The sequence below is a fragment of the Flavobacterium sp. N2550 genome (genome assembly GCF_025947265.1).
Taxonomy (GTDB): domain Bacteria; phylum Bacteroidota; class Bacteroidia; order Flavobacteriales; family Flavobacteriaceae; genus Flavobacterium; species Flavobacterium endophyticum.
On sequence record NZ_CP110007.1, the window covers coordinates 1 to 17,040 of the forward strand.

Genomic DNA, 17,040 nt, shown 5'->3' on the forward strand with positions numbered 1-17,040 from the left:
ATGAACAAAACTGCGCAATCGGTATGGGAAAATTGTCTCTCATTTATAAAGGACAACATTCAAGATCAAGCCTACAAAACTTGGTTTGAACCAATTAAATCGGTTGAGCTAACAGACAATGCTTTATATATTCAAGTTCCTAGTAAATTTTTCTATGAATGGCTAGAAGAACACTACGTTAAATTATTAAAAGTTGCGTTGACAAAAGAACTTGGAAAAAACGCAAAGTTACTGTATAAAATCAAGATGGAAAACACTTATGGCAACAAACAGCCGTTTACGGAACAATTGCCAAGTGCTCATCGTTCTCCTGTAAAAGCTCAGGATGTCGACGTTCCATTGCAAAATAAAAATCCAGAGCTAAAAAATCCGTTTATCATTCCTGGAATCAGAAACGTAAAAATTGAATCACAACTAAATGCAAATTACAGTTTTGACAATTTTCTCGAAGGTGATTCTAACCGATTAGCGCGTTCTGCAGGTATGGCTGTTGCTAACAAACCAGGAGGAACTTCTTTTAATCCGTTGTTGATTTTTGGTGGTGTTGGTTTGGGAAAGACGCACTTAGCTCATGCTATCGGTGTAGAAATCAAGGACAAATATCCTGAAAAAACGGTACTTTATATTTCTGCCGAGATTTTCACGCAGCAATATATCGACTCGGTAAAGAAAAATACACGTAACGACTTTATTCATTTCTATCAATTAATTGATGTCTTGATTATAGACGATGTGCAATTCTTATCTGGAAAGACAGGAACGCAAGACGTATTTTTCCACATTTTCAACTACCTGCACCAAAACGGAAAACAAGTCATCCTTACTTCCGACAAGGCTCCAGTAGACATGCAAGATATCGAGCAGCGATTGCTTTCACGTTTCAAGTGGGGACTTTCAGCCGAATTGCACCAGCCTGATTACGAAACAAGGATTTCTATCTTAAAGAATATTTTGTACCGTGATGGTGTTGAAGTTCCAGAAGAAATCATTGAATATGTAGCCAGAAATATCAAATCGAATGTCCGTGAATTAGAAGGAGCTATTATTTCCTTGATTGCACAATCTTCTTTCAACAAAAAAGAAGTGACTTTAGATTTGGCAAAACAAGTCGTTGAAAAATTCGTAAAAAACGTAAAGCGCGAAATTTCGATCGACTATATCCAAAAAGTAGTTTCAGATTATTTCCAATTGGATTTGGACATGCTTCAATCAAAAACAAGAAAGCGCCACGTGGTACAAGCCAGACAGCTAGCCATGTTTTTCGCTAAAAAATACACAAAAGCCTCTTTAGCCAATATCGGATCTCAAATTGGAGACCGCGATCACGCAACCGTATTACACGCCTGCAAGACCGTCGACAATCTAGTTTCGACAGACAAACAGTTTAAGAAATTTGTTGACGATATCAATAAGAAATTATCTTTATAAGAATTCAGACCTTCTGAAATCCAAAATCTGATAACCTACATTTTACAATTATGCCTGTAAAAATCTTGATGGTCTGCCTCGGAAATATTTGCCGTTCGCCTTTGGCAGAAGGAATTTTACAATCTAAACTCCCTCGAGACAAATTCCTCGTAGATTCAGCCGGAACGGGCAATTGGCATGTTGGCAAACAGCCCGACTCTCGTTCTATAGCCATTGCAAAATTAAAAGGACTTGATATCTCAAGACAGAAAGGGAGATTATTTACAACAAAAGATTTTGAAACCAACGATTATATTTTTGTAATGGACAATTCCAATTATAAAGATGTGATCCGATTGGCTCCAAATGCAGAAGCAAAATCAAAAGTCAGCTTGATCCTCAACGAACTTTTTCCTGACGAAAATGTAGACGTCCCTGATCCGTATTTTGGATTGGAAGACGGATTCGCAAATGTATATGGAATGCTGGACGAAGTCTGCGACATCATAGCTGAAAAACTTATAGCAAAACATCAATGAAAATCCTAGGAAAATTATACCTGATCCCAACCACTCTTGGCGAAAGCGATCCGATGGACGTATTGCCTCAGACCGTTAAAAGAGCCATAGACTTCATTGATTATTATATTGTAGAAAACGAAAAAACAGCCAGAAAATCTATCAAAGCTGTCCATCCTGAAAAGAAACAGCCCGATTTAAAAATCAGCCTACTAAACAAACATACGGAAGTCAAAGAACACGCCCAAATGATTGCTCCTTGCCTTCAAGGAATCAATGTCGGGCTAATGTCAGAAGCCGGATGTCCGGGTGTTGCCGATCCAGGTGCTGCCATCGTCAAAATTGCGCATGAAAAAGGAATTCAGGTTGTTCCGCTTGTAGGCCCTTCTTCCATCTTATTAGCTCTTATGGGTTCGGGGATGAACGGACAAAGCTTTGCCTTCAACGGTTATCTTCCGATTGACAAATCGGAGAAGAAATCCGCCTTAAAAAATTTAGAAAAACTATCGCACGACAAAAACCAGTCGCAGCTTTTTATAGAAACACCTTATAGAAACAATAAACTTTTAGAAGACATTCTTCAGACTTTACAGCCGAACACACATTTATGCATCGCATGTGATATTACGCTGCCGACTGAGTACATCAAGACTTTAAGAGTAGCGGATTGGAAGAAAACAAAAGTCGATTTGCACAACCGACCTTGTATTTTTATCATCCATAAAATGTATTAGGCTAAAATAGATCTAAATAAAAAAGGAAGACTGACAAAATCAATCTTCCTTTTTTATTTTAAGCAAATCTGACGATTAGTTCAGCTTCACCTTTGCGTTCATATTGGCAATGATATGCGAAGTATCATACCCTCCAAATAGTTTAAAATAACTTTTCATTGAAGTACCAAAGCCGTCTTTGAATTTGCGTCTTCCGTTGCTATTCAGATAGCTTTTTACAGAACCCGCGCCGCCTAAATGTGCTGCAGCCAAGATTCCAGATTCGGTAATTTTTACGCCGTTGATAATCTTTCCTTCAAATTTTTCAATTTCTGCCGCAAGCTGTGCTTTGTTGATAGAAAGCAATGCTTTGAAAGCTTTTTCTTGAAGTCTTGGACTATTCAGGAATTCTACTTTGCTTTTAATTCCAATAGAACGCAAGGCAGACATACCAAATTGGTATTTTCCCATGTATCCGAAAGAATTAACTAACTTGTATTGGCCTTGAGATTCTCTGATGGCGATTGCCTGTTTAAAGCCGGTGTACGATTTCCCTGTGTAAGGAAGTTCTAGATTAACATATTGGCTTTCATCTTGTGTGGGAACGGTGCAAATGATTTCTTCATCTTCTCCTACATAAAACCAAGAGTTTTTTTCTGATTCTTTAGATGTAAAACCTAAAGTAATGAATGCGACTGAGACTATCAGACCCGCAAAAAAGTAACATTTTTTTATCATAAATTTGATTTCTCAAGCCCTGTCACCATCTTGAAATTTCTACGGGGCAAATATACGATAAATAATATGAATCTGAAAATCAGGCTGTTAATGTTTTCTAAAAATAGACGAAGTGCCATTTTACACCGCCTAACTCCCTGAATTCTAAAGTAGGGGCAGGAACTTTCACAGAATTAAAAATGGAAAAAAGCGTCTTTAAAAAGTGAGAATTGGTGTTAATTTTAGTCAAGTCAACATCCAAACTCAGGTAAAATTGTCTTGTTCTTTCCTTTTCTGGAAGAAAAATAGTGTTCACTAGCTCATCGTTTGCGGTAATCATTCCTTCACCTCCGTAACCAACGGCAACGTTCAGCCATTTCGGAATTTTTGACTCTTTAAAAAAGGAATGGATATTTGCCGAAAGCCAATACGTCTGTCCATTATAATCTTTCAAGATTTCTTCAGAAAAAGAAGTGCCCAAAACATCAGGCCTTGCTTTAGCATATGGAGTTCGATGAAAGGAGAATTTAGGAACTATACGCTGCTCTTTCCATAGCAGTTCTTGAGAAACGTATAATGCGGTTCCTGAAGCATTTGCTGCAACATCGCCCCAAGAAAATCCCCATTCAGAAGAATAACCATCTAGGATTTCAACAGCTGTCAGAAACACGAAACCTGTCGTGGCGCCATAAATGAGCTGGTCTTCTTTAGAAACGCCGCTCCAATCCAAAAGCTCGGCTCCAAAACGGCCAATATGATAGGACGAATAGACGTGCCCAGCTTTGTCCATCTGCAGCCAATGGGCATTGTCATTTTTAAAATGGAAGCTTGATTTTTCGTAATCGCTATACCAAAGCTGATTCAATCCGACTAAAGCCCCGCCAATTGCTATGCTTTCTGAGATTACGACGGTATTTCTTCGGGGAATATTTAAACTATCAGATGGCTTGAGAAAATCCTGAAATTGATTTTGCGCCAAGCCATCTGAGACTATTAGAAAAAATAAAAAATATACTACTTTAGAGAATCTCAAAACTATCTCTTGATTCCTTGTTTGTTAACCCAAGCCACATATTTCTGGCGATTTACTTCATGCTGTGCAGGAGTTACCGCAAACTCATGGTATCCAAAATTAGTAACACTGGCACAGAAATAAATATAATTGTGTTTTTCTGGATTCAAGACCGCATCGATTGCCGTCACGTCGGGCATTGCAATCGGCCCAGGAGGCAATCCAGTGTTTCGATATGTATTATAAGGAGAAACGGTCTCCAAGTCTTTGTACAAAACTCTTTTGATAACTCGATTAAAATCATTGGCTTCTTTTTTAACGGCATAAATAACCGTCGGATCCGCTTCCAGCTTCATTCCAGACTGCAGTCTGTTTAAATAGACACCTGCAACTCTAGGTCTTTCATCTGTTTTTACTGTTTCTTTATGCACGATTGAAGCCAAAGCTGAAACTTCAAGCGGCGTAAGATGTAGTGCTTCGGCCTTTGCCTTTCTGTCTGCATTCCAAAAATTGCGGTATTCTTTTGCCATTCTATCGCGGAATTTTTCCGCAGACGTATTCCAGAAAAATTCATAGGAATTGGGAATAAACATGCTCAATACATTTTCTTCCGTAAATCCGTTTTCTTCTAAAAATGTCTTGTCTGTAAACGCTTTCATCAAAGACGTGCTGTCGGCTTCAATCTGAGAACCAATTCTTCCCGCAAAATCTTCTAATCTTTCTTGATTATTGAAAGCGATTTTTGTTTCTAAAGGTTGGCGTAAGGAGTTAATAATATCGTTATTATTCATTCCTTTTTTCAAAAGAAATTTTCCTGCTTTTACATTCGTTACATACGATTTTTTCTCGGCAACCATTTTAAAGTTGTCCATATTATCAATGTATGGCGCCACAATTTTCTCTACAGAGGCATAATCAGAATCGGTAGGAATATATACGAAAACTTCTTTTTCATCAAATTTTGTATTGGCAGAAAAAATCTTTCTGTAAAGCATATAGCCGTAAATAGACAAGGCAAGCACTAAAAGCACTGAAAATATGACAAGGATTTTTTTAATTTTCACTTTGTAAATGTTTTTTTTTAAGATTGCTGATTGATTAACTGAAACATCGCTTCGTCTTTATAAACGCCGTCGATGAGATTCCATTGTTTTTTTATTCCGATTTTTTGAAAGCCAAAATTAGTAAAAAGCGTGATACTTGCTTCATTCTCGGGATTGATATTTGCAAATAGCTGTTTTACGTTTAATTGCTTGAAAGAATAACCTATTAGGAGTTCAAGTGCTTGTGAACCGATACCTTGATTTCTATTTCCTTCATCTTTGATAATAATTCCGATACCCGCACGATTATTTCTCGGATCGTATTCGAATAAATCAATCAATCCTACCGCTTGAAAAGTATCATTTTTACAGATTGCCAAACGCAATTGTTTTGCCTCATAAATGTCTTGATGTGCATTTTCTAGATATTGCCGGATGAGAAAACGACTGTATGGCGTCTGCGTATTGCTGAATTCCCATATCGATTCATCGTTTTCAATCGCAAAGATAAACTCAATATCTTCAGGTTCTAGAGCACGCAGGTAGATGTTTTTTCCTTGCAGGGTTATCATTCCGATTAAATTAGGCGTTAGATTAGACTGAAATATTTCCTTCAAAGACAAAGGCAGCTGGGCCTTTCAAGAAAACATCAACATATTTCCCTTCAGTTGGAGTAAAAGAAACTTCGAGTTTTCCGCCTTCTACATTCAGGTTGATTTTGTTAGATTCCGTCTTTTCCAAAGCTTTCATGGCTATGGCTACAGCTGTCGCGCCAGTTCCGCAAGAAAGCGTCTCATCTTCAACACCTCTTTCATAGGTTCTTAGTGAAAAAGTGTCAGCAGATTTTTGACTTACAAAATTCACATTACTTCCTGCCTTGCCATATAATTCGCCATATCGGATTGCCGCGCCTTTTTCTTTTACTTCGAAATGCTCTAAATCTTCTACCAATTGCACATGATGCGGCGAACCTGTATCTAAAAATACGTAATCATGTTCGATTCTGACTTCATCGACATCTTTCATCTGCAAGGAAACAATTCCGTCATCAGAAATAGTAGCATGATGCAGTCCGTCTGTAGCAATAAAAGTTGCTTTATTTTCGATAATCCCTAAGCTTTTAGCAAAAGCAACCAAACATCGTCCTCCGTTACCGCACATGGAACTTTGGTTACCATCAGAATTGTAATAGACCATTTTGAAGTCTGTCGAATTGTCATTTTCTAAAAGAATCAATCCGTCAGCACCTATCCCGAAACGTCTGTCGCAGAGGCTTTCTACCAGTTTGGTATTATTTTTGGAAAATACATCTTGACGATTATCAATCATGATAAAGTCGTTCCCGGTTCCTTGATATTTATAGAAATTGATTTGCATTTCGAAATTTTATTTTATTCAACCCTGTCAGAGTTCTTAACTCTGACAGGGTAAAATTAATTACAACAAAAGTACGAATATTAATGAAAAGTTAATCATTGTTAATCGTGAGTTAAACTCAAAATCACGATACAATTTTCAATCTATATTTACGATTAAATAACTTAATTATTAACATACTATGAAAAGATTTTCCGGTTTATTCTTAGTGTCCCTATTAAGTGGCGCGACCACTTTGGGCGCTTACAAGCTGTTTATCGAAAATGACGGCTTATTATCTAACAACAAAAAATCAATCGTAACCTCGGCCCCCGCCAATTATACCAAAAATGTCGGACTGGGTGCTGAAGCAGTTGATTTCACTGCCGCCGCAGACAATGCGGTCCATACCGTAGTCCATGTGAAGAATCTTTCTTACAGGACTGTGACCAATCCGATGCTTGAATATTTTTACGGTTATAAAGGAGGCCAGCAGCAAGCGCAAGTCGGGACTGGATCTGGAGTCATTATTTCTGAAGATGGCTACATTGTGACCAACAATCACGTAATCCAAGATGCTTCAGAACTTGAAGTAACCCTAAACAATAGCGATACCTACAAAGCAAAGCTGATTGGAACTGATTCTAAAATGGACATCGCCCTGCTCAAAATTGATACAGGCAAAAAAATGCCTTATGCTGTTTTTGGAGATTCTGACAACGTGAAAGTTGGGGAATGGGTTCTTGCTGTAGGAAATCCTTATAATCTGACCTCAACAGTTACGGCTGGAATCGTTTCTGCTAAAGCTAGAAATTTGGACCAAAGAGGAATCCAATCTTTTATCCAAACTGACGCGGCTGTAAACCCAGGAAATAGCGGAGGCGCTTTGGTAAATACAAGAGGAGAGCTTATCGGAATCAACACTATGATTTCTTCAATGACAGGTTCTTATGTAGGGTATTCTTTTGCCGTTCCGTCGAATATTACTCGAAAAATTATCGAGGATATTATGGAATATGGAAATGTTCAAAGAGGAATTTTAGGCGTTCAAGGCGGCGAATTGAACAGTGCCGCTTCTAAAGAATTAGGAGTTTCTGAAACCAAGGGTTTTTATGTAAATGATGTTACCGAAGATTCTGGAGCCCAAAAAGCGGGTCTTAAAAAAGGTGATATCATCATTAAACTTGACAACCAGAATATTGCCACGTATGCAGAGCTTTCAGCATTTGTAAATACAAAAAGGCCGGATGATATTGTCAAAGTTACCTATTTGAGAAACGGAAAAGCTTTTGAAGTTCCTGTAAAACTTTCTAAGAATGAGTTTTTCAGCTATGATTATAACGGATTGCAGTTAGAAAATATCAGCTCTGATGACAAGAAAAGAATGAACTTGTCGTACGGAGTCAAAATCAAGGATGTTGCTAGCGAATATTACAGAGGCTTAGAAGGAAGTATTATCCTAAAAATTGACGACATAAAAATTGAGGATGTTAAAAAAGCATCGAGCGTGCTGTCTAGAAAACAGCAAAATGAGCCGACAAAAATCGAAATGCTAAATAGAAATGGGCAAATCGAGCGCTATATTTTCAGATAAAAAAACAAAAATTTCTTTTGCGAAAAGCCAGTTGACAAAGCTGGCTTTTTTTATGCAAAATTTTTGGCAAAATACTTTACGAAAACGTTTGAAATCTATACTTTTGCGCCATCGAAATATATTACAACACAACTAAACTACATTTTTTACATTATGACAAAGAACGCGTTATACGAAAAAGAGCTTTCTTTTCAGGCAGACCGAAGAAGAGCTGGCGTAGAATTCATCAAAATCATCAGCGATTTATGGTATGATAAATCTATCGAATTGGTTCTTTTCAAAAACCAGCTGATCAACACAAACGTGAGCGATATTATCAATCTTCACGAATATGCTGGAGAATTTGTCGGGAAGCCGATTAATGTTTTTGATTCTGTCGAAATTGCTCGTGCTATCTTATCACTAGACTTGCCACCTGCAAAATTGGACATCGGAAAGCTGACGTATGAATATCACTTGGAAGACAACAAGTACAACGACGCAAAGGCTTTTGTAATCGACAAATTAAGAAATGCAAAAGATTTCAAAAACAACAAGCCGAAAGATGTCGTATTGTATGGTTTTGGACGTATCGGAAGATTATTGGCTCGCGAGCTGATGTCTAAAACCGGAAAAGGAACACAGTTACGATTGAGAGCTATCGTAGTTCGTGAAAAAAATGATGCTACAAGCTTAGAAAAAAGAGCCTCTCTTTTGAGATACGATTCTATCCACGGAGATTTCCAAGGTTCTGTTGCTGCCGATCCAGAGAACAATGCTTTGATTATCAATGGAACAACCGTTCATATCATCACAGCAGGAAGTCCTGAAGAAATTGACTACACGACTTACGGAATTTATGATGCTTTGGTAATTGACAATACGGGTGCTTTCACGACTCAGGAAGCTTTAGCAAGACACTTGAAATCTCAAGGCGTGGACAAAGTTTTGCTAACTGCTCCAGGAAAAGGCGTTCCAAATATCGTACATGGCGTGAACCACACAGAATACAATCCGGATGAAGTTAATATCTTCTCTGCAGCATCTTGTACTACCAATGCCATTACTCCTATTCTAAAAGCTGTAGAAGATACTTTGGGCGTGGTAAAAGGACATTTAGAAACGATTCATGCCTATACTAACGACCAAAACTTGGTCGATAACATGCACAAGAAATACCGTCGTGGAAGAGCTGCTGCTTTGAATATGGTTATTACAGAAACAGGTGCCGGAAGTGCCGTTGCAAAAGCATTGCCAAGCCTTGCTGGAAAACTAACTTCAAATGCTATCCGTGTTCCAGTTCCAAACGGATCATTGGTCGTACTAAATCTTGAAGTAAGCAAAGAAACTTCTGTTTCAGAAATCAACGAAATCATGAAACGTTATGCTCTTGAAGGCGAGTTGGTGGAACAAATCAAATATTCGCTTAACAACGAGCTTGTTTCTTCAGACATCGTAGGAACTTCTGCTCCATCGATTTATGATAGCAATGCAACGATTGTTTCTGGCGACGGAAAAAATATTGTACTATACATTTGGTATGACAACGAATATGGTTACAGCCACCAGGTAATTCGCCTTGCGAAATACATTTCTAAAGTAAGAAGATATTCTTACTACTAGTGGTTTTTTGAATTTTAATTTTGGTAAAAATCCGTCGTAGCAATATGGCGGATTTTTTTATCTTAAAAACATTCTCAAAATGAAACCTTAAAAACACTTATATTCTCATTTTGAGATTTTATAGATTTATTTCGTAACTTTGATTTGCCACCAAATCTAAAATTTATGAAATCACTAGTGCTCAGCCTTATGATCCTACTTCCTATTCTTGGCTTTTCCCAAATAGGAATCGGCACGACAACTCCAACAGCAACTTTGGATGTAAATGGAGATTTTAGGATACGCACCACTACCAGCAATACCCGTGAAACTGCCGCGAAAGATTCTATAATGGTGGTAGATGCCTTGGGAAATGTGCAACGAATTTCTGCTAAGAAAGTCATCGAAAGCCATCTTAAGACTTTTATCAAAGGAGGATTTGTTTCTGGAAGTCCGGCCACAATTAGCTTGAGCATTCTAGCCAATTCCTACACCACTATACCTTTCAATACTATAGAATTTGACACCAATAGCGAATACAACACAACAACCAATACTTTTACCGCAAAACAACCCGGAATCTATTCTGTCTATGTTGCGATTAAGGCAAATCCTGGCCTTGTTGCAGCAAGTGATTTTGGGGTAGCAGTATTCAAAAACGGCATTATAAATGCTAAGGAAAGTTATATTAATGTCCAGCTTTTAGGAATTAATATTAATCCGCCCAATCGGTCTATCCAGACTTTGATGCAACTGAATACGGGCGACACTATAAGCTTTAAAGGCTATAGCGGCGGAGTTCTTACCGTAGGCATATTAACTAGTGGAGACGAATCTTATTTTACCATTCATCAGGTACGGTAAATTTTCTCTCATAAAAAGGCAATGAGACTTTATCGAAATTAGCTAAATTTGTGAAGCAACCAATTCATCTTCACAACATGCATCCAGAACACAATTACCAACTTACAGTCCGATGGACAGGAAACAACGGAACAGGCACTTCAAGCTATAGGGCTTATGAAAGGAGCCATACAATCCAAATTGACAATAAAGTTGACATCAAAGGTTCGTCAGATCCTGTATTCCATGGAGACAAAACCGTCCATAACCCAGAAGATCTTCTGCTCGCTTCGCTTTCGGCTTGCCACATGATGTCGTATCTTCATGTATGTGTCAAAGCCGGGATAGTCGTAACCGATTACATTGACAATGCTACAGGAAAGATGGCCGTCAGCGATGACGGATCGGGTCATTTTACAGAAGTCACCTTAAACCCTATCGTAACAGTAAGCGATTCTTCCATGCTTGAAAAGGCGAATGAACTGCATAAAACGGCCAATCAATTATGTTTTATCGCCAACTCTGTAAATTTTCCGGTAAAACATATTCCGAAAAGCAAAGTTTAATCACCTTATTCTATGTCAATTAAAAGAACAAATTCTGAAGACAGCCACTTTCAAAAACTTGTTATTCTTCTCGACCAAGACCTTAAGATCAAAGACGGCGATGAACATTCCTTCTTCTCACAATACAACAAGCTCGACCATATAAAAAACGTTGTCCTCTATTATGACGAAGGTCTTGCTGCAGGATGTGGAGCTTTTAAACATTATGATGATACTACTGTAGAAATCAAAAGGATGTTTGTGCTTCCTGAAACCAGAGGAAAAGGAATCGCTTACAAAATCTTGAAGGAATTAGAAACGTGGGCAAAAGAACTAGGCTATTCCGCCTATATACTTGAAACCGGACAAAAGATGGTCGAAGCTATCAAGCTGTATGAAAAAGCAGGATACCATCGAATTCCTAACTATGGACAGTATGAAAATATTGAAAGCAGCGTATGTATGGCGAAAAGTCAAGTAAAAACAATATAGATGGCAAAATCAAAAGGTACTAACGAAGAGCAGGTAACAGAATATATCCAACAACTTAATCCGACACTTGCGAAAACAATAACATTTCTAAGACAGACTGTCTTAGCTGTAGATAAAGAAATTGGCGAGCACATCAAATGGAATTCTCCAAGTTTTTATTACTCTGGAGAAATGAAGCCTTTTGACCCGAAGGAATATAAAAGGGACATCTTGGTACTTAACATTCATCGCAAGGAAACCATTTTGCTTGTCTTTCCGACAGGAGCAAAAATCAACGACTCATCCGGATTTCTTGAAGGAAATTATACTGACGGAAGAAAAATTGCCCAGATAAAGGATTTAGAAGATGCAAAAAGCAGGCAAAAAGATTTAGAAAATGTACTAAAGGATTGGCTGAGCCAAGTTGAAAAATAAAAAAACTCCCGATTTCTCGGGAGTTTTTTTATTTATAAAAGAAATATCAATTAAGCATTTCCTGCAGCCGCGATCAAGTTCAATGCAGAACCTGCAACGAACCAGCCGATCTGACCTTCATTATAGGTATGATTTGCCAAGATAGTTTCTGTTGTTCCATTATCATGGAAAAGCTCGATTGTAAGAGGCTTTCCTGGAGCAAACTCTTTCAAATCTACAAAATTGAAAGTATCATTTTCTTGGATTTTATCATAATCTGCTTCATTAGCAAAAGTAAGCGCTAACATTCCTTGTTTTTTCAAGTTTGTCTCGTGAATACGTGCGAATGATTTCACCAATACCGCTTTTACGCCAAGGAAACGTGGCTCCATTGCCGCATGCTCTCTAGACGAACCTTCACCGTAGTTATGGTCACCCACAACAATTGTCGGAACTCCAGCAGCTTTGTATTCTCTTTGAACCGCAGGAACTGAATCGTATTTTCCATTCAATTGGTTTTTCACAGAATTTGCTTTTTGATTGAAGGCATTGATTGCTCCGATAAGCATATTATTTGAAATATTATCTAAATGTCCACGGAAACGCAACCAAGGTCCAGCCATAGAAATATGGTCAGTTGTACATTTTCCGAAAGCTTTGATAAGCAATTTAGCTCCGATAATGTTTTCACCGTTCCAAGGCTCGAAAGGTGCTAATAGCTGCAATCTTTCAGAAGTCGGGCTCACAACAACCTGAACACCAGAACCATCTTCAGACGGCGCTTGGAAACCAGGATCTTCAGCATCAAATCCTTTTGGAGGCAATTCATTACCAGTTGGCTCGTCAAGCATTACTTCTTGTCCATCTTCGTTGATCAATTTATCAGTAAGCGGGTTGAATCCTAAATCACCTGCAATCGCCAAAGCTGTAACCAATTCCGGAGAACCTACGAATGCCAAAGTATTCGGGTTACCATCGGCACGTTTTGAGAAGTTACGGTTGAACGAGTGAACGATTGTATTTCGTTCTTCTTTTTCAGCTCCTTCTCTATCCCACATTCCGATACATGGTCCGCAAGCATTTGCGAAAACGGTAGCACCAATCTTATCAAATGTGTCGATAAATCCGTCTCTTTCGATAGTATAACGAACAACTTCAGAACCTGGAGTGATTGTGAATTGTGCTTTTGTTTTTAAATTTTTGTCAGCTACTTGCTTAGCCAATGAAGCGGCACGAGAAATATCTTCGTATGAAGAGTTTGTACAAGAACCGATCAAACCTACTTGGATTTGCAATGGCCAGTTATTTTTTTCAGCTTCTTCTCTCATTTTAGAAATTGGCGTAGCCAAATCCGGCGTGAAAGGACCGTTCAAATGCGGCTCTAATTCAGAAAGATTGATTTCGATAACTTGGTCGAAATATTGTTCCGGATTTGCATAAACTTCAGCATCTCCAGTCAAATAAGGAGCAACTGCATCAGCAGCTTCCGCTACATCAGCTCTTCCTGTAGATTTTAAGTAACGACGCATTGAATCGTCATAACCGAAAGTAGAAGTCGTAGCACCAATTTCTGCACCCATGTTACAAATAGTACCTTTTCCAGTACAAGACATTGCTGTTGCACCTTCGCCAAAATATTCTACTATGGCACCCGTTCCACCTTTAACGGTAAGAATTCCTGCTACTTTCAAGATAACATCTTTTGGAGCTGTCCAACCTGATAATTTTCCTGTCAATTTGATTCCGATTAGTTTAGGGAATTTTAATTCCCAAGCCATACCCGACATTACGTCAACAGCATCAGCACCACCAACACCGATAGCTAGCATTCCCAATCCACCAGCATTTACTGTATGTGAATCGGTACCAATCATCATTCCTCCCGGGAAAGCGTAATTTTCAAGAACTACTTGGTGGATGATTCCTGCACCTGGTTTCCAGAAACCGATTCCATATTTATCTGAAACTGATGAAAGGAAATCAAAAACTTCATTACTTTGTGTTTTTGCTCTCGCCAAATCGGTTGCAGCATCAACTTTTGCTTGAATCAAGTGATCGCAATGAACTGTAGTAGGCACGGCAACTTTATTTTTTCCGGCGTGCATAAATTGCAATAGCGCCATCTGTGCCGTTGCATCTTGGCACGCTACTCTATCTGGAGCAAAATCAACATAATCTTTTCCTCTTGTAAAAGCTTGGGTTGGGTTTCCTTCCCAAAGATGTGAGTACAAAATCTTTTCTGAAAGCGTTAACGGGCGACCCACCAACTGACGTGCTTTATCAACACGTTCTGCCATTGTCCCGTATGCTTTTTTAATCATTTCAATATCAAAAGCCATAATGTGTAATTAGTCTATTTTGTTTATATTTTAGTTTGTTTCTTTGCACTGCAAATTTACTGAATTCCGCTCACATTTGAACTATTTTTAATAAAAGCGGGATTTCAAAAGATTATTATTCCTAAAATCTAATTTTTAGTGATTATTATTAAATTATAATTAAAATTGAATTAATTTTTTCCGTTTTTGTTAATTTAAAAAGTTTTTTTTGTCAAATTCGAAATTGAAATGGACTGAAATAGGAGCTTTAAAATTAAGAATGTTTCTAAATTACAGGCACTAGGCAGAAAACTGTAAAAAAAGCGCACTTTGGGGCATTATTTTTTTGATTTCTCTCTCAAATCCATAATAGGTTTTTCATAAAAGACATAGAGTCCAAAACTGAAAATTATCGTCAGTAGAAGATATACAATTGTAAAAATATGCAATTGAATTTCCGAAAAATCATTAACAGGAAAAAAGTATTTCATCAGCTGAAGTATTACGCTATAATGCAGTAAATAAATCGAATAGGAAATCAGACTGATAAAAACGATTGGTTTCTTTGCTATTGAGTTTTCAGATTTCCACCCTGACAAAAAAGGAAGAAATAGCGCTATGCATGCAGAAACTGCCGGAAGGTATATTGTATACAAAATGATGTTCTGGCTTTCGGCAGTCAAGGCCATTTTTCCAAACCCGAAAAATATAAACAAGAGCCCAATGATTCCAATCAGCAAGAAGACTGCTTTATTTTTTTTCCAGAAATCATAGTATTGGCAATATATCCAGCTTGATAGTACACCATAAAGAATAGCATCTAGTCGATAGACAACTACAGCTTTTAATGAAACATTCCAATCGTTTAGGCTTGCAACCGCAGTATTTCTATATAAATACATCTTTGCCACTAAAGACAGAATCAGCAACAAGCACAAAAGGATTATAAAAAAGAGTGATTTGTTTTTTGGCTTTGCGATATAGGCCGCAGAAAGCAGCAAAAATGGCAATAGCACATAAGCCCATTCTTCGACGGATAAGCTCCAAGATTCAGGAAAAAAGGCTGGCATAGGACCTGAGAAATTTTGGAGGAAAAAGAAATATTTCCACAACGACTCAATCTTATAGCCTATGATTCCTGCTATTATTATATTGGCAAGCAGAATAAGGAAATAATTAGGAAGTGTTCTAAACCATCTTCTCTTTAGAAATTTCATTATGTGGGAAAACGAAAAATCGTGTTTCAGAAAAGACTGCAACAGTATCTTACCAATAAGAAATCCGCTTAAGACAAAGAAAATTTCTACTCCTAAAAAACCGAACAATTTCAGCAATTGCGCAAAAAAACTATTGCTTTCAGGATAAATCCAAAGGCAATGCGAACTCAAAACCATTAAGATGGCTATGGCTCTCATAAGATCCAAACCGAAAATGCGACGGGAATCGTTTAGTTGTTTTTTCAGCAATTGTATTTGTATTTCTACTCAAATATAAATACAAATTGTGAATTAATCTGATGCGATAGAATTTGTTATTACAAACAAACTTACATCAGTTTTTGGATAATCATTTCTTCCGTAATTCCTTCGGCATCTGCCTTGTAATTCTTGATGATTCTATGACGAAGAATTCCAGTTGCAACTGCTTTCACGTCTTCGATATCTGGAGAAAATTTCCCATTGAATGCGGCATGAGCTTTTGCGGCCAATATTAAGTTTTGCGAAGCTCTTGGCCCTGCACCCCAATCTAAGTAGTTTTTAATATATTCATTAGACAGTGGATTGTCTGGACGTGTTTTGCTTACTAAAGTCACGGCATATTCAATCACATTATCTGCTACAGGAATACGGCGTATGAGTTGCTGAAAGTCGATAATTTCTTGTGCAGAAAAAAGCGGATTTATTTTTTCGGTAAAATCTGTCGTCGTGCTTTTTACTACTTGGACTTCTTCAGAGAATGATGGATAATCCAATTTTATTGCAAACATAAAACGGTCAAGTTGGGCCTCCGGAAGCGGGTACGTTCCTTCCTGCTCGATTGGGTTCTGTGTTGCTAAAACAAAATAGGGCAATGATAATTTATAGTGTTGACCAGCAATTGTAACTGCTCTTTCTTGCATTGCTTCTAAAAGCGCTGCTTGCGTTTTAGGAGGCGTTCTGTTAATTTCGTCCGCTAAGATTATGTTGGAAAAGATCGGTCCTTTTATAAATTTAAACTGCCTGTTTTCATCAAGAATTTCGCTTCCGAGAATATCAGAAGGCATTAAGTCTGGCGTAAACTGTATACGTTTGAAATCTAGTCCTAGTGCTTGAGAAATAGTATTGACCATCAAGGTTTTTGCTAATCCAGGAACCCCTACCAAAAGGGCGTGCCCTCCAGAAAAAATACTTAACAAGATTTGGTCAACAACGACTTCTTGTCCTACAATTATTTTTGAGATTTCTTTCTTTAGCTCTATTCTTTTCTGAACTAAATTCTGTATTGCAGCGACGTCTGACATCCTATGAA

At 37.8% G+C, this 17,040-nt stretch carries 17 protein-coding genes; 9 read left to right on the forward strand and 8 right to left on the reverse strand.

Going from position 1 to position 17,040, the window contains the following annotated elements; translation table 11 throughout:
- From dnaA to OLM56_RS00015, 3 genes are read left to right on the forward strand one after another with little or no spacing between them, the layout of a single operon-like run.
- On the forward strand, positions 1-1,428 hold the full coding sequence (gene dnaA / locus OLM56_RS00005; RefSeq protein WP_121375030.1) for a chromosomal replication initiator protein DnaA: 1,428 nt from the start codon (positions 1-3) through the stop codon (positions 1,426-1,428).
- Positions 1,429-1,478: 50 nt separating this feature from the next.
- Positions 1,479-1,946: a low molecular weight protein-tyrosine-phosphatase gene (locus OLM56_RS00010; RefSeq protein WP_121375031.1), complete on the forward strand. Its 468-nt coding sequence runs from the start codon at positions 1,479-1,481 to the stop codon at positions 1,944-1,946.
- Positions 1,943-2,659 (forward strand): SAM-dependent methyltransferase, encoded by a 717-nt coding sequence (locus tag OLM56_RS00015; RefSeq protein ID WP_121375032.1) that lies wholly within the window; start codon positions 1,943-1,945, stop codon positions 2,657-2,659. Before OLM56_RS00010 ends, OLM56_RS00015 begins: the two co-directional genes overlap by 4 nt.
- Positions 2,660-2,734: 75 nt before the next feature.
- Here OLM56_RS00015 and OLM56_RS00020 read toward each other — a convergent pair whose 3' ends face one another.
- From OLM56_RS00020 to dapF, 5 genes are all read right to left on the reverse strand, one after another.
- Entirely contained in the window at positions 2,735-3,376 is a 642-nt protein-coding gene (locus OLM56_RS00020; RefSeq protein ID WP_121375033.1) for a peptidoglycan-binding protein LysM, read from the reverse strand.
- 97 nt (positions 3,377-3,473) lie between these two features.
- Positions 3,474-4,334 carry a YfiM family protein gene (locus tag OLM56_RS00025; protein WP_264527900.1) on the reverse strand — a complete coding sequence of 287 codons (861 nt, stop codon included), beginning with the start codon at positions 4,332-4,334 and terminating at the stop codon, positions 3,474-3,476.
- Between the two features lie 56 nt (positions 4,335-4,390).
- On the reverse strand, positions 4,391-5,431 hold the full coding sequence (mltG, locus tag OLM56_RS00030; protein ID WP_264527901.1) for an endolytic transglycosylase MltG: 1,041 nt from the start codon (positions 5,429-5,431) through the stop codon (positions 4,391-4,393).
- Between the two features lie 17 nt (positions 5,432-5,448).
- Positions 5,449-5,982 carry a GNAT family N-acetyltransferase gene (locus tag OLM56_RS00035; protein WP_264527902.1) on the reverse strand — a complete coding sequence of 178 codons (534 nt, stop codon included), beginning with the start codon at positions 5,980-5,982 and terminating at the stop codon, positions 5,449-5,451.
- 22 nt (positions 5,983-6,004) lie between these two features.
- Positions 6,005-6,787, reverse strand: coding sequence for a diaminopimelate epimerase (dapF, locus tag OLM56_RS00040; protein ID WP_264527903.1), 783 nt, complete (start codon positions 6,785-6,787; stop codon positions 6,005-6,007).
- Positions 6,788-6,968: 181 nt separating this feature from the next.
- Here dapF and OLM56_RS00045 point away from each other — a divergent pair, with 181 nt between their 5' ends.
- The 6 genes from OLM56_RS00045 (at position 6,969) to OLM56_RS00070 (ending at position 12,235) form a co-directional block, all read left to right on the forward strand.
- Complete coding sequence (locus OLM56_RS00045; RefSeq protein ID WP_121375038.1) at positions 6,969-8,360, forward strand: S1C family serine protease; 1,392 nt, start codon at positions 6,969-6,971, stop codon at positions 8,358-8,360.
- A gap of 153 nt (positions 8,361-8,513) precedes the next feature.
- A complete protein-coding gene (locus OLM56_RS00050) occupies positions 8,514-9,962 on the forward strand; it encodes a glyceraldehyde-3-phosphate dehydrogenase (RefSeq protein ID WP_264527904.1) in 1,449 nt (482 codons plus the stop codon).
- A 165-nt stretch (positions 9,963-10,127) separates the two neighbouring features.
- Positions 10,128-10,805: a C1q-like domain-containing protein gene (locus OLM56_RS00055; protein ID WP_264527905.1), complete on the forward strand. Its 678-nt coding sequence runs from the start codon at positions 10,128-10,130 to the stop codon at positions 10,803-10,805.
- Between the two features lie 77 nt (positions 10,806-10,882).
- Positions 10,883-11,350: an OsmC family protein gene (locus tag OLM56_RS00060; RefSeq protein ID WP_264529031.1), complete on the forward strand. Its 468-nt coding sequence runs from the start codon at positions 10,883-10,885 to the stop codon at positions 11,348-11,350.
- A gap of 12 nt (positions 11,351-11,362) precedes the next feature.
- A complete protein-coding gene (locus OLM56_RS00065) occupies positions 11,363-11,821 on the forward strand; it encodes a GNAT family N-acetyltransferase (protein ID WP_264527906.1) in 459 nt (152 codons plus the stop codon).
- Positions 11,822-12,235 carry a DUF1801 domain-containing protein gene (locus tag OLM56_RS00070; protein ID WP_264527907.1) on the forward strand — a complete coding sequence of 138 codons (414 nt, stop codon included), beginning with the start codon at positions 11,822-11,824 and terminating at the stop codon, positions 12,233-12,235.
- A gap of 50 nt (positions 12,236-12,285) precedes the next feature.
- Here the strand turns inward: OLM56_RS00070 and OLM56_RS00075 are convergent, their stop codons facing one another.
- From OLM56_RS00075 to OLM56_RS00085, 3 genes are all read right to left on the reverse strand, one after another.
- On the reverse strand, positions 12,286-14,553 hold the full coding sequence (locus tag OLM56_RS00075; RefSeq protein WP_121375044.1) for an aconitate hydratase: 2,268 nt from the start codon (positions 14,551-14,553) through the stop codon (positions 12,286-12,288).
- Between the two features lie 317 nt (positions 14,554-14,870).
- Positions 14,871-15,998: an acyltransferase family protein gene (locus OLM56_RS00080; protein ID WP_264527908.1), complete on the reverse strand. Its 1,128-nt coding sequence runs from the start codon at positions 15,996-15,998 to the stop codon at positions 14,871-14,873.
- Between the two features lie 80 nt (positions 15,999-16,078).
- Entirely contained in the window at positions 16,079-17,032 is a 954-nt protein-coding gene (locus tag OLM56_RS00085; RefSeq protein ID WP_121375046.1) for an AAA family ATPase, read from the reverse strand.
- Positions 17,033-17,040 lie beyond the last annotated feature (8 nt).